This is a genomic window from Pseudomonas sp. RC10 (genome assembly GCF_038397775.1).
GTDB lineage: Bacteria > Pseudomonadota > Gammaproteobacteria > Pseudomonadales > Pseudomonadaceae > Aquipseudomonas > Aquipseudomonas bambusae.
The window spans coordinates 908,094-928,025 of sequence record NZ_CP151650.1; the positions used below are offsets into that span (position 1 = coordinate 908,094).

Here is a 19,932-nt window from a genome sequence, read left to right on the forward strand (position 1 = left end):
CCGCTATTTGATGCCTACCCGCCGACGCATTTCGGCGGTGATGGTCTGCCGAGTTGTCGGCAAATCGGCCCACGGATCGCTATCAAGCTGCCCCAGGCGTTCATGAAGGTTGTGAATGTTCCAGACGTTGGCACCTTTGATCTCAAGCAGCTCCTCGCGAAAGATGGGTACCGAGACCGGAAGCCCCTCCCGCGTGCGCACTGAGTAAGCGCAGATCGTCGTGGCGCCCAGGCCATTTCGCAGGTAATCGATAAAGATGCGCCCCACACGGTTTTTCGGCCCCGAGACGGCTGAGAAACGATCCGGCAGCAGCTTGGCGATGTGTTTGACGATGGCGTGGCTGAAGCCCTTTACAGCCTCCCAGTCCGCCTTGGGTGTGAGCGGCACGACCAGGTGAATGCCTTTGCCGCCACTGGTCTTGAGGAAAGACTTGAGTCCCAGTTCATCGAGCACCGCCAAGGTCAATTGCGTGGCCTCCACCATGCTCTTCCACGGCAGCGCGGGATCAGGGTCGAGGTCGAGTACGAAACGGTCGGGGCGCTCCAGATCTTTGGAGACAGCGTTCCACGTGTGCAACTCCATCGCGGTCATCTGTACAGCCCCGATCAGGGCTTCGAGATTGTTGATAAGCATGACCGGATGGCCGGTGTACTCTTTGCCCATCGTCTCGATGCCCGGGATTGCCAGCCGATCAGCGTTCTTCTGGAAGAACAACTCGCCGGTGATGCCCTCAGGCGCCCTGACAAGCGCAACAGGGCGTTGCGCCAACTGTGGCAACAGCCAATCGGAGACGCTGATGTAGTAGTCCGCCAAGTCACGCTTGGTCGATCCGCTAGTGGGGTCAATGACGCGCCCGGGGTGGGTTAAGCGGATCTTTCCTGATGTCGACCCGGCAGCGGACTCTGATTTATGAGTTGGGGCACCCTTGGCGGCTTTGGCTCGCGTGGCTTTCGCATCAGCGCTCTTTTCGACGTCTGAGGGCGGGGTAGGGCGTTCTTCAGTGATGGACTTGGCCGGCTTGTCCGTGCGCAAGCCGTGGAACACCGCGTGTCTGACCGAGCCGTCCTTCGTGATCTCAGCGAATGCCACCTCGGCCAGCAACTGAGGCTTGAGCCAGTGCACGCCCTTGGCCTCGAAGCCAGTGGGTGGATTGACCACGGTCGCTTTCTTTACCTCCAGCGGGACGAGCTGATGGAAGATGGTGTTCAGTGTCGCTTCATTGAAGCCTGTCCCGACTTTGCCCGAAAACCGCAGTTCGCCGCTGTCGGCATCGTGAAGCCCCAGCAGCAGGGCACCGAATTTGCTCCGAGCGCCCTTTGGCTCGGTGTAGCCGACCACCACGAATTCCTGCCGGCGCTTGCACTTAAGTTTGATCCAGTCGCCGCTGCGCCTGGACACATAGGGGCTGCCTACGCGCTTTCCAATCAGGCCTTCCATCTTCATCTGACAGGCGCTGTTGAGCAGAGCGTCGGGGGCCTCCCCAAAGTCCTCAGAAAACCTGAGTATTTCGTCCTCGCTGGCTTCCAGCACTTTGGCCAAGGCAGCGCGCCTTTGCTCGACCGGCACCTCGCGTAAATCCATGCCGTTGAGGAAGGGCATGTCGAACAGGTAGTAAACGATATTGCCGCTGCGCTCGGATTCGAACGCGTTCTGCAATGCCTGGAAGTCAGGGACACCGTCCTCGTTGGCGACCACCATCTCGCCGTCCAGCCACGCAGAGGCCAGCCCGAGACTGGCGATGGCTTCGGCCTGGCGCGGGAGCTTGTGCGTCCAGTCATGGCCATTGCGGGTGAACAGTTGCACCTTCCCGTCATCCACTCTGGCCATGACCCGATAGCCGTCGAACTTGATCTCGTAGCGCCAGTCGCCGTCGGGGGCCGATTCCACCAGCGTCGCCAGCTCCGGTTTGATAGTGTCAGGGAGGTCTGCCGCCTGTGCCCCTTCAAGCTTGGCTTTCGCAGGCCTTATCTTGCGTGCTGGCACCTTCTCGACGGGTTTCGGCTCGGCAGCTTTGCCACCTCTTTTCCTGGCCACGATTGTCCGTTCGCTCAACACGCTGTCGGGCTGTTCCTTAACGATGTCGTAATCCGATTCGGCACGGGCAAACTCGTCCTGATGCTTGATCAGGAACCATTGCTCCTGTTTGCCGGGAATATGGGTCTTCACCAGGTTCCATACGCCGCCAAGCTTCTCACCCTGCAACTCGAACTTCAGTCGTCCCTTGGCGTAGGCTTCGGCGGGGTCTGACAATGGCTTCCAGATGCCCCGATCCCACACGATGACATCGCCAGCCCCGTAATGGCCCTCGGGGATGCTGCCTTCAAACGTCGCGTAATCGATGGGGTGATCTTCGACATGCACGGCCAAGCGTTTGGCTTTGGGGTCAAGGGAAGGGCCTTTGGGTACGGCCCAGCTCTTCAACGTACCATCCAGCTCCAACCGAAAATCATAATGAAGCCGGGTTGCATCGTGCTTCTGGATGCAGAACTGAAGCGCTTGATCGGAAGCTTTTTTCTTTGAGCCACGTTTGTGGTCGCTGCCGCCGGCTGGCTCGGACGTGGCGTTGAAGTCACGTTTGCGGTTGTACTCTTCAAGGCTCGAATGAGTTTCGCTGTGAGCTGGCAGCGAGGCAGCGGGTTGGCTTTTCTTCCGGGTTTTCTTTTCCGGCTTCTGTTGCGCATCCCCGATGCGAATCCAGGTGGGTGCGTGATCGCTCGCGTGCTCTTCGCCGCGCACCCAAGCGTCAACACCCGCATCTTGCAGACGTGGCGCCAGTACAGGGTTCAGCAGGAGGTGGTCGATGCGTAGGCCAGAGTTTTTCTGCCAATGCTGACGAAAGTAATCCCAAAACGTGTAGACGCGCTCGTCCGGATACAGGTGCCTAACCGAGTCGATCCAGCCTTGAGCCAGCAGCCGGCGGTAGCATTCGCGACTCTCGGGCTGAAGCAAAGCGTCCTTGAGCCACGAGCGTGGGTTGTAGATGTCTTCGTCAGTCGGCACCACATTGAAATCCCCGGCCAGCACGACTGGATGCTCACTGGCCTGCAATGACTTCGCGTGCTCGATCAGGTGTTCGAACCAACGGAGCTTGTAGTCGAATTTCGGGCCGGGCTGAGGGTTGCCGTTGGGCAGGTAGAGGCAGGCGACAATGACGCCATGCGCCGCTGCCTCGATGTACCGCGCCTGGGTATCGGCTTCCTCACCTGGCAAGCCCTTGTGAATCAGCAATGGCTCGGAGTCCCGCGCTAGAATGGCAACGCCGTTCCAGGAGGTCTGGCCGAGGTGCAGCGAGCCGTAGCCTGCGGCCTCAAGGTCTCGTGCCGGGAACGCTTTGTCCGGCGCCTTGAGTTCTTGTAGGCAGACGATGTCAGGCTGCTCACGGTCAAGCCATTGCAACAAATTGGGCAGTCGGGCGCCGATGCCATTCACGTTGTACGTGGCGATCTTCAGGTCTTGCACCTTTACGTACCTTCCAGCAGTCCGAGCCTACTCATGTGAGGGTTTGCAGGGGGAGGAGTTCGCGATTTATCACGAGGGAATGACCGTTCGAGAACTTCATCGAACGGGAAGCACAAAGCGATTTCGAAACCTGTAGATCGCGACTCTTTCGTGGTCGAGCGAGGTGCTTATGAACAGTTCCGCAATACCCGGTGATGACAGAGATGCCAATGATGCGATCAAGCCATTGGAACCAGGTCGTCCTGACGTCATGCCCAATCCTCCTCTTGGCAGCGACGAGGGTGATTCCAAGGACAACGAACCGGCGCCAATCCTCGATGGCGACATCCTGGTGGACGAGGACATGTCAGACGTAGAAGCCAATGACTCCGTGTCTCAGGAGCATCCACCGCAACGCTGATGGTGAAGGTGTTAATGATGGTTAAGGGCCGTCTTTCAAAGGCGGCTTTTTTTATCAGACCTTGATCGTCATGATGTGAATCAGCGCTGAGAACCCGCCGAGCAATATCCACAGAGTGAAAAAAATCCAAGGTGAGCGCATCGAAAACTTCAGTGCATCCCGGTACCCACGCTGATTGGATTCCCGTTTAGCGAACAGCGGGGAATCATCGTACGCATCGCTCATTTTGGGCTGGCTTTGCAACAGATTGCTTTGCTTCAGATACCAGTGGTCGATGATCTCGTACGCAGCCTTTATGCCCGACCAGGCATGCAGAGAAGTGATCAGGCCCAGAACTGACAAAAGAATTGAGACCACCAGCGAGAAAATGTTGCCCCATTGCGGATTGATGTTCGCCATGGAGGGGCAGTAGGCAATCACCAGAAACGACTGCGCCCCCAGATAGGCGTTTGTCCGACTGGAGAGCATGGTCGTTTCGTACTGAATTTCCTTCCGATAGAAGTCCAGCCGATCTTTCAGCGATCCGAACATGATCGCGTCAGAAGCATCCTGGACGACAGCCTCTGATCGCTGGGTGATGATTTGGCTCATGAGAGCCTGGTCACCGTCAGAACCACCGCCGCAATGCGTTCGGCCTGGGTATAGTTTTCAGTCTCAAGCTCTTCACCGAAGACGTCAGGGTCAACCTCGCGATACGACCAGGTGAAGCCTGGCAGATCCACAATAGGTCGGGCGTGCTCAAGGAACAGATCCACACCATCAATCCAGGGTGCGCCGGTGTAAAGCACGAGACTGCCGCCTGGCGTCAGACGATGTATGGCCTGTTCGACGATGCGGACGGAAAGAGCAGATCCCAGCCGCTCTCCGCCATGCCGGTAGGCTCGTTTCTGGGAGTCCTGCATGTACGGCGGATTGGCGACGATGAGATCGAAATCTCCCGATGCACTGTCGAGCAGATCGCTGTGCCATGCAGAGACGTTCTCTGTCTCAGCCAGTGCCGCATTCACTGCTGTGAACCTCAGGGCCGTGGGATTGATGTCCAATGCCAGTACCTGGGCGTCGTGCCTAGCCTTGGCGATGAGGATGGCGCCTGCACCGCTGCCGCAACCGATATCGACTGCCGTGCAAATGGGATGAGTCGAGATGCGCAAGTGTTCTTCGATGGCTTGGGCGAACCGATAGGTATCGGGGCCGAAAAATACCGAGTCCTGGGCCACGGTTGGAAAGCCTGAGTGGACAAAAAGTGAGTCTCTCAGACTCGACCATCTGACGTCGCTGATCCACAACCCGGCATGAGCCCTGATAACTCCGCTACCAAGCAATGCCTTGAGCTCGGCATCAGGTAGCAGCTGTGATTCAAACGGACGATTCCAGCCGAAAATGCCGCGCAGATCCCGGGCCTGCCGATTGTCTTCACGTTGGTTATTGCGTTGATGGGTCAGCGGCGTAACGGTCGTGAATTGATACCCATCTGCCTGAAGACGCCGGCCCAGTTGCAGCAAGGCTACGTCGTGTGTCTGGTCTTCCGATACAGCAGCATCGTTTGAGGTGGTAAATGCAGGGGACTGACTCATAGCGCTAACGATCCTTCGGCGAGTTGGCGGGCGTAGGCTCGGGTGGCGTGCAAACCCTCGGGCGTGCAGTGGTGGGCAGGCGAAAGCAGACTGATCAGACGAGATGTTGAGTGGGTGGCCTGCGCCGCAGGGGTAGTCTCAGCGGCCTCGGCTCGAGGGCGATTGCGGAATTGTGATCGGAATGGATTGGCTGGCTTGGCGGCGCCCGTTTCATTCCAGTTCCCGCTGATCCAGTCTCGCAACAGCTGCATTTCATACCCGCTGAACACGCCAAACATCACAGCACCCGGCCCGTCAATCAATTGCCAGAAACGACTCTGCGACGGGTCTTGATGGCGTTTGATCCAGCCCTTGTTTTCAAGCGCCGCCAGGAATGCCCTGCATTGCCCTGGCTTGGCCAGCCACTCATTGACCGTCAGGCCCTCAAGACGGCAGTAATCGGAGTGCATGTGCTGGCCGAACGAGCGCTTGCGCTCCAACATCGCCACCACTTCCTGTTCCAGATCGAACGAGCCAATGACGGCTTGGGTGCCTTTGCCCAATTCGTTTAACAGGTACCCGTTGCGCAGTCGCGCGATGAAGTCCGGTCTAGATTCGTCATTCGGGAGCAGATCGAGCACGGTCTTGACCGCTTTGTGCGCGTGGCCAGTGCTGGCGTTATCGATGGTGACGTGGAGGGTGAAGTAATAGGGGTCGATCCCCAGTTCGTTGAGTTCGAATGCCGTGATCAACAGATGCAACGGCAGCTGCTCATAGCCCAGGTTGTAGCCTAACAGCTCAGGCAGAAACTCATCGCCCAGATGCCCCAGTGCTAACTGGATGGCGCCTTGAAGGTAGTACTCATCATCAAGCGTTTCAGTTGGTGCACAGTCATGATCTGCCAATAGTTTGCGGTAGAGCACTACATGGTTCAGCGCCGGCTCACCATCCCCAAGCTCTTCCAGATAGGTTCGAATGAGGTCGCGATAGCGCCAGTCATCAGCGTGCGAGACCGAGCTGTACAGCCAGGCACCGTCTACCAGCTTGGTGGGGGCCACATGCTGCAGGAAGTACAAGGCGTGAGCTTTGTTGCTGAAGAATGTCCGGTCATGGCCTGCGCGCCGACCTTCCAGGTACTCGCGGTACGAAGCCGCCACCTTGATTGCATTCGCCTCAATCCATTGCGGGAGCCCATTGAGGTCGCCGGGAAACGCATCAGGAAAAGCATTCGCTGATTGCAGCTGCTTCTCCAGAAAAAGACGGAGCTGGGCCGTGTCTGCGCGATGAGGCTCATGCAAGAGCTTGTGATAAACGTCAACAGGTTCGGACGAACCTGCAGGAGTGGCAGTCAGGCGGTCAGCGACACTTCTAAAGGAAGTCATGAGGGGGCCTACATAGGTCTCTTAGTATGTAGGTGAGAGAGAGGGTTACAACGATTAATTCAAAGTAATTTGTTCGGCATGGACGGGTGACCGCTTCTTCAAGAGAGACGTTGATCAGCCGCTTTCCGTCGCTTCTGTGAGTGTGGCGAGCGTTTCCTCCATTTCCGACAGGCAGGCCTCCAGACGCTCGAAGCTAAGGAGAAGGCTCTGCCTCGAATCGACCGTCTGATGTCCCGACAGCTCATGAATCTGAGACAGGCGCAATTTAGCCAGGGCTCGAATCGTACGTCGTAGGGCCTTCAAATGCGTCGCGACGGCCTTTTCAGGGCCCACCTGTGTTGTGCTCATAAGACCCCCTGCTGCTCAACAATCAATTTTCGAGCCCTCTCTACCGCCGAAAGATTGAATCAAGACGTTCGCGTTGCAGTCCACCGCTCACATAACAAGGAAATCACCATGGCTATTTCACTGCTCGAATTACGTCACATCATCGAATCGGGTTTCTTGCCTCTTCAGTGTCGGTGTACCTCGCCTTCAGCCAACGAACTCACCATAGAGATTACTGACCGAACCACAGGCGCCAATTTCGTCGTGGGTGGGATTGATGTGGCCACACTGGGCACAAGTCGTGCGATCTCGGAGCTGATTGCGGAGCTGCGAACTGAATTCGGTGGCCTCTCACAATCCGATGAGCAGCTGTCTGCCAAGATCGCATGAGGGGATGAGTAGGATTGAAAGGAGAGGACACCTCATTGGTCATCCACCTCAAACCTGATCCACCCGCCGGTACCATGCTCCAAATAATCAGTGATCTCTCCGGTCACTGATGGGCCTGCAGACGTGCAGATCTGCACCTGCCTAAACCCAGTCGGTCGGTTCAAATGGCCGACGAAGTCCACTACCCCCAACCCTTTGGGATACTCGGCTCTGAGCTTGATAAACGCTATGGTGTGAAGACGGCGGAGGGGGATTTGATCATCGCCTGCGGACACGCAAAGCGACGCGATACCATCGTAGGAAATGACCATGGGCGAAATCCTTTTCTACATTGAGTAAAAGCGCCGCGCATTAAATGGCGGCGCATCTGGTCTCAGTTCGCGGCATCACCACCATGAGCTTTTGCCAAAGTCTTGGCATGCTCCAGATGGGCTTTCAACTTTGGTAGCGTCTCGGTGGCGAAGGCTTTGAGATCTGCATCCTTGCCATTGGATGCTTCCTCTTCGAAGAGAGCAATCGTCGCTTCGTGGGCCTTGACCTGATTATTGGCATAGGCCTGGTCGAAAGACTTGGCGCTGCGCAGTTCCAGGATCATCGCCTTAGCTTTGTCGACCAGCTCGGCACTGTCCGAAACTTCAAGCTTTTTCCTGTCAGCGATGGACTTAAGCTTAGCGTTCGCAGCTGTATGGTCTTTGACCATCATATCAGCGAAGGTTTTGACGTCGGCGGCAGTGCCCTTTTCCTGAGCCAGCTTGCCGGCTTCGACTTCAGCAACCCCTTTCGCGGAGGCGTCTTCTACGAAGTCGTCATTATCTTGTGCTGCGAAGGCGCCCTGTGCACCAAGCCCAAAAAGCAAGGTAATCGCGCATGCGCTTACGAACTTAGCCATATCGTTTTCCTCATTGTTCCATCAAAGGCGTGAGTGCCCAAATGTGGGAGAAAGCGGTGGCGGAAACGTTCAGTTGAATTGACTGATCGGGCGTGCGAGAGAGTGATTACTACCACTTGTCGGTAGCCAAGTTTTTTTTCTCGAACGCTTGCCGTCTGCGTCGGGTCGAGTATTTAGCAGTTCACAAAAAGCTTGCGTTCCGATAACTCAACGCCAGTAGGCGAGGACAGATAGCATGGCTACCAGAAAGACGGTTGATGATCTCTTCATCCATGAACTTTCCGACGTGTACAGCGCGGAAAAGCAAATCACTAAGGCCCTGCCACGACTTGCTCGTGCTTCTACAAATCCAAAGCTTGCCGAGGCCTTTACATCGCATCTCGAGGAGACCCAAGGGCAGATCGAACGCATTGATCAACTCGTTGAGCAAGCTGGACTGAAACTTAAGCGCATGAAGTGTGTTGCCATGGAGGGACTCGTAGAGGAGAGCAAGGAACTGCTTGATGAAATTGAGAAGGGTGAGGTGCTGGACGCCGCATTAATCGGGGCCTGCCAAAAGGTAGAGCACTACGAGATAGCGAGCTACGGCACGCTCATCGCGATGGCCAAACACCTTGGGATGAATGATGCTGCCAATCTCTTGGCCGAAACGCTGGCAGAGGAAAAGGCCGCCGATGACAAGCTTTCGGCCATCGCCGAAGAGGGCGGTAACCAAGCGGCGACGCTCGCTAAAAAATGATGTACTGCGTCATCGCGATTTTGGTGCCGCGAACAACTTTGAAACTGAACCTGTACAAAACCGGAACTATGTATAAGTCGAGCATGATGAGTTATGTGCCGGTTAAGCATTTTTGAGTTTGGAGTTGATTTCTGAATAGTAAACCGTGAGCGATATCGGGCTTCGGCTCGAACTCGCCTAATAATATCTAAGGATGGGAGTAACACTATGTTCTTACATAACAAACGTTTGCAATATACCGTGCGCGTCGCTGAGCCTAATCCGGGTTTGGCCAATCTGCTTCTAGAGCAATTTGGTGGAGCTCAAGGTGAGCTGGCGGCTGCCACCCGTTATTTCACCCAGGCGCTCGCCGAGGAAGATCCAGGTCGGAAGGATCTGCTCCTAGACATCGCCACCGAAGAGTTGAGCCACCTAGAAATCATCGGGTCGATCATCGTCATGCTTAACAAGGGCGCCAAGGGCAAGCTGGCGGAAGGCGTTCAGGCAGAGGGCGAGCTTTACCGCGATATCAATGGTGCCGGCAATGATTCACACATCACCAGCCTCCTATACGGGGGAGGCGCGCCTTTGGTGAACTCGGCAGGCGTTCCTTGGACTGCCGCGTACATCGACACCATCGGTGAACCGACGGCAGATTTCCGTTCCAACATCGCCGCAGAGGCCCGGGCCAAGATCGTTTACGAGCGCTTGATAAACGTCACCACCGACCCGGGAATCAAGGACGCGCTGGGTTTTCTCATGACTCGCGAGATCGCACACCAGCTCTCTTTCGAGAAAGCCCTGCACTCAATCCAGCCCAATTTTCCGCAAGGCAAACTGCCGGGCATGCCGGAGTTCAGCCGTACCTATTTCAGTATGTCCAATGGCGAACCGAACGTGCGTGGGCCCTGGAACAGCGATACCGAGTTTGAGTATGTCGAGAACCCACATCCAGCGGTGGACGGCGGTGACGGCACCGCATCGGTCACGCTGAATGAAGATGACTCGGTCACGCTGACCATGCTGAAGGAGCGCACTAAATCCGATCTCACCTCTGATCCGGTAACAGGCGCAGACCTAGGCTCTGGCTTGGGCCAAGGATCTGAGAAGGACATTGACCCCGCGTTGTAATCGACCGTGCCGGCAGGAACGCCAGTTGCTGCCGGCTTCGTTAATGATCAGACCAGGACATTATCATGGCCTCTGCATCCCGGAATCCATCAACGAAAAACCAAGGTGCCGAAACTATCCATTCACATATTTCAAATGAGCTTGGGCGTTGTGCTCGCAGCTTTGAGTCGCAGGCCAGTGCCTGTTCGCGAGGCCTGCACACTGCCTTGTTCATTCAGCGCTTTAAACAGGGATTGCTTGGTCGGTCGTAGCCAGAGCCAAGCTTTTGCCCGTGTCCTGCACGGGCTTTTTTTAGGCGGCGCTCACTGGCCAATCGAGCACCGGTCAATGCGGAAAACTCCCAGACTACTTGTTCACCATTTCCTTGATGGTGCCTGTAGGCACACTGATCAAGGCATATTTGCCTTTAATTTGTACCCACTGCTCGTGCTCACTAGGCGCCTTCAAGTGCCGACTTTTCCAGTCTTTGACTTCCATACTTTCACGTTGATACTCATCAGGTACGGGATCTCCAACCTTGTATTCCCTGTCCCCCGTTCCAGGGCGATCCAGAGTAACGGCAGGATCATCAGCTGCATGTGAAACGTTTGAAGCTGCGCAAAGTAGGGTGAGGGTTAAAGCTGCCATTGGTCGTTTGCACGGCATAGGTTATTCCTTCGGTGGGTAAATTTTGAAGATGTTCGGTCGTGAGCGTCGGTAACCCCGCACTGGAACGTAGGGGAAGGACACGGCAGTAGTTAGCGGTACAAGGTTGACGCGGCCTCGACCGTCAACAGGGTCACGCCGGCGCAGAAAATCACCATCCCCAACATTAGCCTTGGGCGCGAGATGAAGCTGGCCACAGCTTTGGAGTTTTTGAGGTCATCCATGGTTTGCATGATGTGTGCTCCACCTGATCGGATGCAGTGTTATCTGAACGTTGCCAGCGAGTCCTGGTGTTGACTCACTTAATAAAGTTGATCGACCCAGCCCGGTATCGTTCCGAGTAAAAGATCACCGGATCACCGCTACCAGCAGCCCGCGCTTTTCGAAGCAACCTCCTGGCTGTCCACTGACAAAGATGGAACCTTGCCGGGCCAGACTTGCCCATTCCCTGTGTGATCAGTTGAGACTCGACAGGAGAATGAGATGCCCAGCTCAGATGGAAAGATTCGGTACGCCGTTGTGGCAGGTGGTTCAATTTCTCAGGGCGCTTTCATGCCTGGTGTTGGCCAGACTGATAACTCGGTGATGACGGCCTTGGTCACAGGGGATTCGGTCAAGGCACAGGATCTGGCATCGATCTATGGCCTGAAGTCTTATTCGTATGATGAGTATCCCGAGCTTCTGGCTTCCGGTGAAATCGACGCTGTCTACGTAGCGACACCGAATTTCCTGCATACCCAGTATGTGATCCCCGCGCTTAACGCCGGTATCCATGTTCTTTTGGAAAAGCCTATGGCACCCACCGAAGCCGAGTGCCGGGAGATGGCAGACGCTGCAGAACGGACGGGCGCGAAACTCATGGTCGCTTACCGGCTGCATTGTGAGCCCGGGACGCTTGAGATGATTGAACGTGTGCAAAAGGGTGAGTTTGGTGACCCTCGGGTGTTCACTTCGACTTTCGCGCAAGTTGTTAAAGCCAGCAACCACCGCAACAAAAATGGTTTCGCCGCTGGCCCCGTGGCGGACATGGGGCCTTATCCCTTGAACATGGTGAGGAAGCTTTTCAACGCTGAGCCCATTGAGGTCATGGCATTAGGCTCAAAGACGCCAGGCTCCCCGCTTGACTCATGGGACACAGTGACCGTCTCGATGCGTTTCACGCAAGAGCGGCTGGCTCACTTCACCGTGAGCTACACGCTGCCGGACACTGAGCGCTTTCAACTCCTCGGCACCAAGGGCGAGATCGAGGCATCGCCATGCTTCGGGTACGGCAAAGGCGTGGCAATCAGTTACCGGGCGACGATCAACGGCGAGACCAGTGAGCATGTGCACCCGGTTGTTGATCAGTTCGGTGGCGAGACCGCGTATTTTTCCAGCTGCATTCTCAATGACCAAGCACCTGAGCCTGATGGCGAAGAAGGATGGCGGGACGTGCGGGTTGTGATGGCGATTGAGCGAGCGCTGGAAACCGGGCTGCCGCAAAAGTTGGAGCCATTAGCGGCAAGACGCTTGCCTCGGAGCACGCAGTGTCGAAAGTTGGCGCTGGCCGACGTGCCTCCCTTCATCAATACCGAATCGCCAACTGAGTGATCGGCGAAGCCGACGAGTGAGGCGCAGGTCATCACCCGTCGGCTTACCAATTGATAGTGTTGGACTCCTGGCCTTCGGTGCCCAGATCACGTCTCGGGGGGTGAAGCGATCAGTGATTGAGGCATGGTCTGCAGTTCGCCTACAACAGGTTTGGCAAAGAGGTAGCCCTGCATGAGATCGATCCCCAGCGCGAGCAGAGTGTCACGTTCCTCAAGCGTCTCGATGCCTTCCGCCACGACCGTGATTCCCAGCCGCTCAGATACCAGCACAATGCCTTCAACAATGGCGCGTCGTACTCCATCCCGGTCAATACCCCGTGTCAGCGCCATGTCGATCTTGAGAACATTCGGCTGAAACATCGCCAGGAAATTCAGGCCCGAATAACCTGACCCAAAGTCATCGATTGCGGTGGTGAAACCTTGGCGCTCGTACTCCTGAAAAATAGATTTCAGATGATCAGGGTCGTCGACTCGTTCACCTTCGGTTACCTCAAACATCAGGCGCTCAACTGGAAAATCAAACATTCGTGCAGCTTCCAATGTGGCACGAATGCAGGTTTCGGCCCTGTACACGGCATTGGGAAGGAAGTTGATGCTGAGCTTGCACTCTGGGATGGCGGGTAAGCCCAAGTCCGCTGCAAGCTCAATGGCCCGCACGCGGCATGCCTGGTCAAAGCGGTATCGGTTCTGGTCATTCACCAACCCCAGGATGCTGGCAGCGGACTCACCATTGAGACCCCGAACGAGGGCTTCGTAGGCATATGGCAAGCCTATCCTGACGTTGAAGATTGGCTGGAAGGCCATGGTGAAGCTAAAACCCAAATCATCCAGGTTACGACACTCTGCGCATCCTACTGATTTGAATGTAGTCAGGGATGTTTGTTCTGCCATAGGTTTTCCTGATACGGCCAGTCATAGCGCGCTTGCGTAGGATATTCAGGACTCTCACTGTACATACAAAAACGGCCTTAGGCATGCCTCTTAGCCTACACGCCCCATCCACGTGATGTGGCCGAGGGTATGTTCATACGCACATCAGCCTGTGACCTTGGGACTTGGGTCTCGCCGCTGCAAACCTAAGCTGATTGGCGGCCCTCTCAGTGATCAGTGTGAACGTCTAGATTCATGAGACTTCTAAAGCACACAAGTGGAGGAGTCAGCATGCAGCCAAAAACTGAAGGACTTGAAGAACAAGGCCCTAGCCGCGTTCCATTCATCAACGATCCCCAAAAGCCTTCTTCTAAGTCATCTAACAGGAATGGTGAGTCTGTTGAGGCGGACGACGAGGATATTGAGCCGGATCCCGATGGCGAAGTAGACACTGACCAGTAGAACAACCGACCGGGGCTGTAGGCATCGACTATCAAAGCCGGGTGCTTTTGCGCCCCGCTTGCTCCGATGGGAGCGGCGAAGGTATACGCATTGCCTGATGCCACGGCTAGGAATCGCAGCATGAACGACTCTTTTAATCTATCGCGATTTGTTGATGCGCAGCGCCCAGTTATCAGCCGAGTCATGGATGAACTGCGTATAGGCCGCAAGACGAGTCACTGGATGTGGTTCGTTTTCCCGCAGCTTAAGGGGTTGGGCAGAAGCGTAACCGCGATGCGCTTTGGCATCACCAATATGGAAGAGGCACGAGCCTATCTCGCCCATCCATTGCTCGGGCCGCGCCTTGATGAGTGCGTCCAAACTCTTCTTGAGCACAGCAATTTGAGCGCATTTGAGATCTTCGGCTCGCCAGATGATCTGAAGCTGCGCTCGTGCCTGACATTGTTCAACGAGGCGCAATCGGAGCCCATGTTGTTTCAGCGAGCGCTCGATCAGTTCTTTGAAGCACAGCCAGATGACAGGACAATCCAGTTGCTCAAGGGCTCCCGGATGTAACCTTGCTGAACCTCAGCGGCCTTACTGCATCTATCGATGATCATTGCGAAGAGTCGGGGCATTTACCCCGCGTGCGTCTGGGGCTTTCTGCCCAATCGAAACAGAGTCCGGCTGACTGACCCGTTCAATCGCCGCCACCCAAGCGTTCTTAAGTTCTGCCCGCATTGCCGCCTCATCCACAGCGGTCACGAGCTTGCTATCCACCAGATGTGACAACAGGGCAGAGCAGCGTCGAAAACAGTCGGCAGCCAGATGGGAATCACGGCTCAGTTGAAGTTTTAGAAGCGCCTGCCGCCATTGGGTATAGCTTGGCGCCGATTCAGCCTTTCGTAAATCGGGTGATTGTTCTGCCAAGTGCCGACTCTGCTGACCAGTCATTTTGGGCTTCTCATAGCTACTGCCTAATCGCTTAACCTGCGCTTTTTCGCATGGAAGCGAAAGAGAGGCATTAGGCCATCCCAATAGCCGGCATATCTTTTCTGGCTCCTCGGATCGAATTATTTAAAATTATGGCTCAGCCATAATTATTGCTGAGCCATAATTTTGCGAAGGAGGGCGCTCGTCAAAAGCAGCCTTCGGCACTAGCATCCACCCGCTATCACGGCATTCATACACGAGTTGGCACCCACCACAATTTTCAACGTGATTAGCGATCTCGTACTCTCGCCACTCCGTCATCGCGCGCCTGTCGATCTCCCCAGGCTGTCGCTCGATCAACCAGGCCACGGCATTGATGAACTGCCCATGCGAAAACACCGCAATGTCCTTCGCCGGATGTGCCGCGAGTTGCCCCAGAAACGCTTGTGCCCGCGTTAAAAACTCAAGGAATGACTCTGCACCATCACCGTCTACAAACGAGGGATTGGCCTGGTTCCAATACTCCCGCACCCAGTCCCGCCGCTGAGCCACTGAAGTGTTTACGCACCTTGCCGGCTCCAGGTACGTGAACTCCTGAATGGGCCAAGTCTCCATGGGGACAGACGGGAATGCGCTCGCCGTGAACTGAGCGGTGGCCAGAGCGCGAGAAAACGGCGAAGTGACGATCAAGTCTGGAGCTGTGGCGAATGAATGGGCGACTCGGCGAGCCTGATCAACACCATGCTCAGTGAGAGCAATGCTCGCGTGATCCACGGTGGCCGCACCGGCATTTGCTGCACTTTCACCGTGTCGTATAAGCCTGACCAACTTCATCATTTGCCATATTCTCAGAGAGGCTGGGAGAGCGCCGACCTACGCGAAAAGTCGATTCCAGTGCTAGGCGGCAGGCCAGATCCTAACACCCTCACAGCCAACCTTGGCCGGATGCCTCAGGGACTTACGAAGGGCAAAATCATGAAACCGTCTCACGCGATCCAAGGCAAAACCAGCGTGATCAAGTTGCTCATTGAGTCCTATGGATTCGTGTCCCCGGCCATATTTGGATCGGCAGCAAGGGGGACTGACGTGGAGGGCAGTGACCTCGACATCCTGGCGACAATCCCTGCCGGCATGCGAGGCAGAATCTCACTATTCGACATCCAGCATCTCGAAGAGGCGTTGGAAGCCCTGACTGGAGTGGCTGTCGATTTCAACGTCGAGAACGCCATGCCAGATCACTTAAGGCCGTCGATTGAGCGTGAAAAGGTCATGCTGTAGTTTGATGCCTCAGTGAATTGCTACGCCATGAAGAAGGCTCACAATGACCTCAAAACGGCACCTTAGCGCTCGAAAGAGTGCTCAATGTGCCGTTTCAGGGACACTAAGCAGCCGATATACATCAGAACCAAACATGAACGCTCATGGAGTCAGCCGCCCCAGACGAGCGCGCCTAGAGTCTCATTTTCTCAGGGAGTGTTGAGCATTCGCTCAAGAGTTTGATGTTCCCAGGTGCTGAGCAAGGCGACTGGGTCTGTTCCGTAGCGGTCGCCTGGATCAAATGCCCAGCGCCGGCCATCTGGGCAAAGCGCTTCCTCGCAATAGTCCAGGGTACCGCAGCCGTTGTGAAGGGTGACGTGCCACCCCTCGATGTCGACGATAAAGTGGCGCACATACACCTCATCCCGTGCCGGGCCATCTAGCTTACTCATTGTGCGCCGGCCAAACGTGACCTCGCGTAGCGCCTGACAGACCTCTCTCGCGGTTAGCTCTGACAATGGGGCGCTGTCTCCAGTCATAGAAGTCATCCAAGGTACTCATGATCGAGGGCTTGTTCGTTTCTGCGCAATGCCGGTGAATCCGCCAACCTAAGGTCTGCACTCGCACCACTGCTATGAGTAGCAGGAAGGATCATTCAAGCATGAAATCAGCTGCAAAATCCCAAGGCCATTGGCACGGGGCCGAGCTAAATGGTTGTGGCGCAAGAGGGCAGGATTGCGCAAGCGGAGCGCGCAGGGCCCAGGCCGAAGAAACGAGGATGGAAGCCCGCAGGGCCAAGATCGGCCATTTATGGCTGAGCTTGGTCTACGACAGCCGTCCCCGACAGGGGCGTTCCCGATCCCATTATCTGATCCTGTAGGCCTTCAAGCCCAAGCCGGTGGTGTCGTATGATCCTGATACCCACGATACCTGCCTCTACAGGAGAGCGCCCTTGAGCCTCCTTTCCCGCCTCTGGAACACCCTCTATCCCGACCGCCGATCCGACTGGGAGAAGAAGACGGAGCGTGAATTCATCGAGGCCATTGGCAACATCAAGACGCTTTCGGTGACTGACCGTGGCGGGGCCTCCTTTGACCCGGAGGAGATCCGCGAAAAAGTCATGACCTCACGCGAGCAATTGAAGCAGTTCGTCCATAGGCCAACAGCGACACCAAGGTCTTCTGAGTGCCTTAAGCATTGCTGCGAATAAGCGGGCTCCTAACGGCGCAGAGGTTCCTGCGGATACCTAGGATTACCTTGAAATAGAGCCGATGACGCCCAATGGCGAAAGGCGGGGCGGGGCCCACGTGTATCTCTGGCGAGGCTACTCATTCGCCAGCGCAACGGTGGCGCTTATACTTCTCGCCCAACCCAGGAGTCACCATGATTGCGTTACCTATCGATGCTGCCTTGCCAGCTCTCCTTCAAGCCCTCCAAGACCGTGATGAAGTCGTTCTCCAAGCGCCACCGGGTGCAGGTAAAACCACTCGCGTCCCACTTGCACTGCTGAAAGAGCAATGGCTGGACGGCCAGACGATAGTGATGCTCGAACCGCGCCGGCTTGCTGCCCGTGCAGCCGCCGAACGAATGGCTGCCGAACTGGGCGAGAAAGTAGGTGAGACTGTTGGGTACCGAATCCGACTGGAGAGCAAGGTGGGGCCAGCCACTCGCATCGAGGTGGTCACCGAGGGCATCCTTGCTCGCCGTCTGCAGGCTGATCCTTCGCTCGAAGGCGTAGGCCTGGTCATCTTTGATGAATTTCACCTTCGTAACTTGGACGCCGACTTGGCCTTGGCACTCACACTCAATGGCCGAGATCTGTTTCGGGATGACACGCCGCTGAAGGTGCTCCTGATGTCGGCAACGCTCGAAGGTGAGCGGCTTTCTCGAATGCTCGATGACGCGCCAATCGTGACCTCTGAGGGACGAATGTTTCCTGTCACGACGGTTTGGGGATCGCCACTTCAGCCTTCCGATTACATCGATCAGGCTGTCGTTTCAAAATGCCAGGATGCTCTGGACGAGCAAGACGGTAGTCTGCTGGTCTTCCTCCCTGGCCAGGCAGAGATAAGGCGTGTCCATCAAAGCCTCCAGGATCGCTTGGGAGATCGGGGCGACATTCTGCTGTGCCCATTGCACGGAGAGCTCGACTTGAGTGCCCAGCGCGCGGCAATCGAGGCAGCGCCGGCTGGCAAGCGAAAGATCGTGCTGGCCACCAACATCGCCGAGACCAGTGTGACCATTGAGGGGGTTCGCGTGGTGATCGACTCAGGTCTTGAGCGTGTCCCGCGATTCGATCCCCGCAGTGGCATGACCCGCCTGGATACCCAGCGAATTTCCAAGGCGAGTGCTACTCAACGTGCTGGCCGTGCAGGTCGACTTGAGCCTGGCATCTGTTATCGGCTGTGGTCGGAGACGCAACACGATCAACTACCTGCTTACTCCGCTCCTGAAATCCAACAGGCAGACCTTGCCGGCCTTGCATTGCAACTGACCAGATGGGGTGTCACGCCCAGCGAGTTGAGCTGGTTGGATGCTCCACCAAGCGCTGCCTACTCGCAGGCCTGTGACCTGTTGGTACGTCTGGGGGCGTTGGGTGAGGATCGGAAGCTCACCAAGCATGGTGGTGACATGGCGGAGTTGCCTGCACATCCTCGCATTGCTCATTTGTTGCTGCGCGGACATTCGCTGGGGCTCCGTGACCTCGCCTGCGATATGGCGGCATTGCTCGGAGAGAAAGACATCCAGCGGGGGGCAGGAGCCGATATCCACAGTCGTCTCGAGATTCTCAGTGGAGAGCAACGCGCCCAGCGTAACGAGCAGGGCAGTGTTCAGCGCGCTCGCCGTCTGGCGGCTCAGTACCGATCATTTCTGCGCCAACCCGTTTTGAACCAGCTCGCAGATCCGGAGCACCCAAGATGGGTCGGGGCGCTATTGGCTTTCGCCTACCCTGATCGAATCGCCCAGCAACGCCGTGATGGTGGCTCCGAGTATCGCCTGGCCAATGGCCGGGCTGCCTTGTTCGTTGAGAGCGATGCGCTAATGAAGCACCAGTGGCTGGTAATCGCAGATCTAGGAAGTCGCCAAGGGCAGCGCGAGGAGAGAATCTACCTCGCGGCAGATCTTGATCCTGGGCTCTTTGAATCCGTACTGCAGGAGCAAGTTGCTCAGGTAGAAGAGCTGGATTGGGATGAGCGTGATGGTGTGCTCAAAGCTGAACGACAGCGTAAAGTCGGTGAGCTTGTCCTGTCGTCTGCACCCTTGGCACACTTGGATGATGATCTGCGTGCCAAGGCACTCATCAACTATATCCGCCGTAAGGGCCTTGAACTGCTGCCTTGGACACCCGAACTACGACAGTGGCAGGCCCGTATTGAGCTTCTCAGGTGCCTGGAGCTTGAGGGCAATGGCGAGTCTCAATGGCCAGATCTCAGTGATCAGGCTCTTCTGGCGTCCATGGGCGAATGGCTTACCCCGTACATCGGGAGGGTTACGAGGCTGAGCCATTTCGGGCAGATTGATTTGACGACAATCCTGCGCACTCTCCTGCCATGGCCATTGCCACAGCAACTCGAGACACTGGCACCTCAGACGATCCCGGTGCCGTCAGGGTCGAACATTCGCATCGACTACGGAGAGCGGCCACCAGTTTTAGCTGTCAGGCTGCAGGAGCTGTTCGGGCTTTCGGACACGCCTCGAGTCGCCGGCGGAAGGCAGGTGCTCAAGCTTCATCTGCTGTCGCCTGCCCGACGCCCCGTGCAGGTTACCCAAGACTTGGCGAACTTCTGGAAGACGACCTACTCGGAAGTCAAAAAGGATCTCAAGGGCAGATATCCAAAGCATTTTTGGCCTGATGACCCATTGATTGCAGAGGCGACCGCCAAGGCCAAGCCTAGGAAGGCATGATGATCAACGCAACCGCTGGGCAGTGCTGCTCCAGCGGCGGGC

General features: G+C 56.3%; 21 protein-coding genes. 10 read left to right on the top strand and 11 right to left on the bottom strand.

Annotated features, from left to right (window positions below):
- Window positions 1–3 precede the first annotated feature (3 nt).
- Window positions 4–3,459, bottom strand: coding sequence for a DNA ligase D (gene ligD, locus AAEO81_RS04215; protein WP_341961840.1), 3,456 nt, complete (start codon window positions 3,457–3,459; stop codon window positions 4–6).
- Between the two features lie 169 nt (window positions 3,460–3,628).
- Between ligD and AAEO81_RS04220 the strand changes: the two genes are divergently transcribed.
- A complete protein-coding gene (locus AAEO81_RS04220; protein ID WP_341961842.1) occupies window positions 3,629–3,859 on the top strand; it encodes a hypothetical protein in 231 nt (76 codons plus the stop codon).
- 54 nt (window positions 3,860–3,913) lie between these two features.
- Here AAEO81_RS04220 and AAEO81_RS04225 read toward each other — a convergent pair whose 3' ends face one another.
- The 4 genes from AAEO81_RS04225 to AAEO81_RS04240 all read right to left on the bottom strand — a co-directional run bounded on the left by AAEO81_RS04225 (window position 3,914) and on the right by AAEO81_RS04240 (window position 7,142).
- The gene (locus tag AAEO81_RS04225) at window positions 3,914–4,450 is read right to left on the bottom strand and encodes a hypothetical protein (protein WP_341961844.1); all 537 of its coding nucleotides are present in this window, start codon (window positions 4,448–4,450) and stop codon (window positions 3,914–3,916) included.
- A complete protein-coding gene (locus tag AAEO81_RS04230; RefSeq protein ID WP_341961845.1) occupies window positions 4,447–5,433 on the bottom strand; it encodes a class I SAM-dependent methyltransferase in 987 nt (328 codons plus the stop codon). The genes AAEO81_RS04225 and AAEO81_RS04230 overlap by 4 nt, the downstream gene beginning before the upstream one ends.
- Window positions 5,430–6,794, bottom strand: a complete 1,365-nt coding sequence (locus AAEO81_RS04235) for an iron-containing redox enzyme family protein (RefSeq protein WP_341961847.1) — start codon at window positions 6,792–6,794, stop codon at window positions 5,430–5,432. Before AAEO81_RS04235 ends, AAEO81_RS04230 begins: the two co-directional genes overlap by 4 nt.
- A 114-nt stretch (window positions 6,795–6,908) precedes the next feature.
- Complete coding sequence (locus AAEO81_RS04240; RefSeq protein WP_341961849.1) at window positions 6,909–7,142, bottom strand: hypothetical protein; 234 nt, start codon at window positions 7,140–7,142, stop codon at window positions 6,909–6,911.
- Between the two features lie 108 nt (window positions 7,143–7,250).
- Between AAEO81_RS04240 and AAEO81_RS04245 the strand changes: the two genes are divergently transcribed.
- Window positions 7,251–7,511: a DUF1652 domain-containing protein gene (locus AAEO81_RS04245; protein ID WP_341961850.1), complete on the top strand. Its 261-nt coding sequence runs from the start codon at window positions 7,251–7,253 to the stop codon at window positions 7,509–7,511.
- A gap of 32 nt (window positions 7,512–7,543) precedes the next feature.
- Here AAEO81_RS04245 and AAEO81_RS04250 read toward each other — a convergent pair whose 3' ends face one another.
- Together AAEO81_RS04250 and AAEO81_RS04255 are read right to left on the bottom strand one after the other, a co-directional pair.
- Window positions 7,544–7,822: a hypothetical protein gene (locus AAEO81_RS04250; RefSeq protein WP_341961851.1), complete on the bottom strand. Its 279-nt coding sequence runs from the start codon at window positions 7,820–7,822 to the stop codon at window positions 7,544–7,546.
- A gap of 62 nt (window positions 7,823–7,884) precedes the next feature.
- Window positions 7,885–8,400 carry a DUF4142 domain-containing protein gene (locus tag AAEO81_RS04255; RefSeq protein WP_341961853.1) on the bottom strand — a complete coding sequence of 172 codons (516 nt, stop codon included), beginning with the start codon at window positions 8,398–8,400 and terminating at the stop codon, window positions 7,885–7,887.
- A 235-nt stretch (window positions 8,401–8,635) separates the two neighbouring features.
- Here AAEO81_RS04255 and AAEO81_RS04260 point away from each other — a divergent pair, with 235 nt between their 5' ends.
- A complete protein-coding gene (locus AAEO81_RS04260; RefSeq protein WP_341961855.1) occupies window positions 8,636–9,139 on the top strand; it encodes a ferritin-like domain-containing protein in 504 nt (167 codons plus the stop codon).
- A 207-nt stretch (window positions 9,140–9,346) separates the two neighbouring features.
- Window positions 9,347–10,249 carry a manganese catalase family protein gene (locus AAEO81_RS04265; protein WP_341961857.1) on the top strand — a complete coding sequence of 301 codons (903 nt, stop codon included), beginning with the start codon at window positions 9,347–9,349 and terminating at the stop codon, window positions 10,247–10,249.
- 345 nt (window positions 10,250–10,594) lie between these two features.
- Here AAEO81_RS04265 and AAEO81_RS04270 read toward each other — a convergent pair whose 3' ends face one another.
- Together AAEO81_RS04270 and AAEO81_RS04275 are read right to left on the bottom strand one after the other, a co-directional pair.
- A complete protein-coding gene (locus AAEO81_RS04270; RefSeq protein WP_341961859.1) occupies window positions 10,595–10,894 on the bottom strand; it encodes an RcnB family protein in 300 nt (99 codons plus the stop codon).
- 92 nt (window positions 10,895–10,986) lie between these two features.
- Window positions 10,987–11,127 carry a hypothetical protein gene (locus AAEO81_RS04275; protein ID WP_341961861.1) on the bottom strand — a complete coding sequence of 47 codons (141 nt, stop codon included), beginning with the start codon at window positions 11,125–11,127 and terminating at the stop codon, window positions 10,987–10,989.
- Window positions 11,128–11,377: 250 nt separating this feature from the next.
- On the opposite strand from AAEO81_RS04275, the gene AAEO81_RS04280 reads away from it, so the two are divergent.
- Window positions 11,378–12,484: a Gfo/Idh/MocA family oxidoreductase gene (locus AAEO81_RS04280; protein WP_341961862.1), complete on the top strand. Its 1,107-nt coding sequence runs from the start codon at window positions 11,378–11,380 to the stop codon at window positions 12,482–12,484.
- 86 nt (window positions 12,485–12,570) lie between these two features.
- Here the strand turns inward: AAEO81_RS04280 and AAEO81_RS04285 are convergent, their stop codons facing one another.
- Window positions 12,571–13,374, bottom strand: coding sequence for an EAL domain-containing protein (locus AAEO81_RS04285; protein ID WP_341961863.1), 804 nt, complete (start codon window positions 13,372–13,374; stop codon window positions 12,571–12,573).
- Window positions 13,375–13,644: 270 nt separating this feature from the next.
- Here AAEO81_RS04285 and AAEO81_RS04290 point away from each other — a divergent pair, with 270 nt between their 5' ends.
- Both AAEO81_RS04290 and AAEO81_RS04295 read left to right on the top strand, forming a co-directional pair.
- On the top strand, window positions 13,645–13,815 hold the full coding sequence (locus AAEO81_RS04290) for a hypothetical protein (RefSeq protein ID WP_341961864.1): 171 nt from the start codon (window positions 13,645–13,647) through the stop codon (window positions 13,813–13,815).
- A gap of 120 nt (window positions 13,816–13,935) precedes the next feature.
- The gene (locus AAEO81_RS04295; protein ID WP_341961865.1) at window positions 13,936–14,370 is read left to right on the top strand and encodes a DUF1810 domain-containing protein; all 435 of its coding nucleotides are present in this window, start codon (window positions 13,936–13,938) and stop codon (window positions 14,368–14,370) included.
- A gap of 507 nt (window positions 14,371–14,877) precedes the next feature.
- Here the strand turns inward: AAEO81_RS04295 and AAEO81_RS04300 are convergent.
- Window positions 14,878–15,561, bottom strand: coding sequence for a histidine phosphatase family protein (locus AAEO81_RS04300; protein ID WP_341964458.1), 684 nt, complete (start codon window positions 15,559–15,561; stop codon window positions 14,878–14,880).
- A 141-nt stretch (window positions 15,562–15,702) separates the two neighbouring features.
- Here AAEO81_RS04300 and AAEO81_RS04305 point away from each other — a divergent pair, with 141 nt between their 5' ends.
- From AAEO81_RS04305 to hrpB, 3 genes are all read left to right on the top strand, one after another.
- Window positions 15,703–16,005 (top strand): nucleotidyltransferase domain-containing protein, encoded by a 303-nt coding sequence (locus AAEO81_RS04305; protein WP_341961867.1) that lies wholly within the window; start codon window positions 15,703–15,705, stop codon window positions 16,003–16,005.
- Between the two features lie 931 nt (window positions 16,006–16,936).
- Complete coding sequence (locus AAEO81_RS04310) at window positions 16,937–17,194, top strand: hypothetical protein (RefSeq protein ID WP_341961869.1); 258 nt, start codon at window positions 16,937–16,939, stop codon at window positions 17,192–17,194.
- A gap of 173 nt (window positions 17,195–17,367) precedes the next feature.
- Window positions 17,368–19,890 carry an ATP-dependent helicase HrpB gene (gene hrpB, locus AAEO81_RS04315; protein WP_341961871.1) on the top strand — a complete coding sequence of 841 codons (2,523 nt, stop codon included), beginning with the start codon at window positions 17,368–17,370 and terminating at the stop codon, window positions 19,888–19,890.
- The last annotated feature ends 42 nt before the right edge of the window (window positions 19,891–19,932 follow it).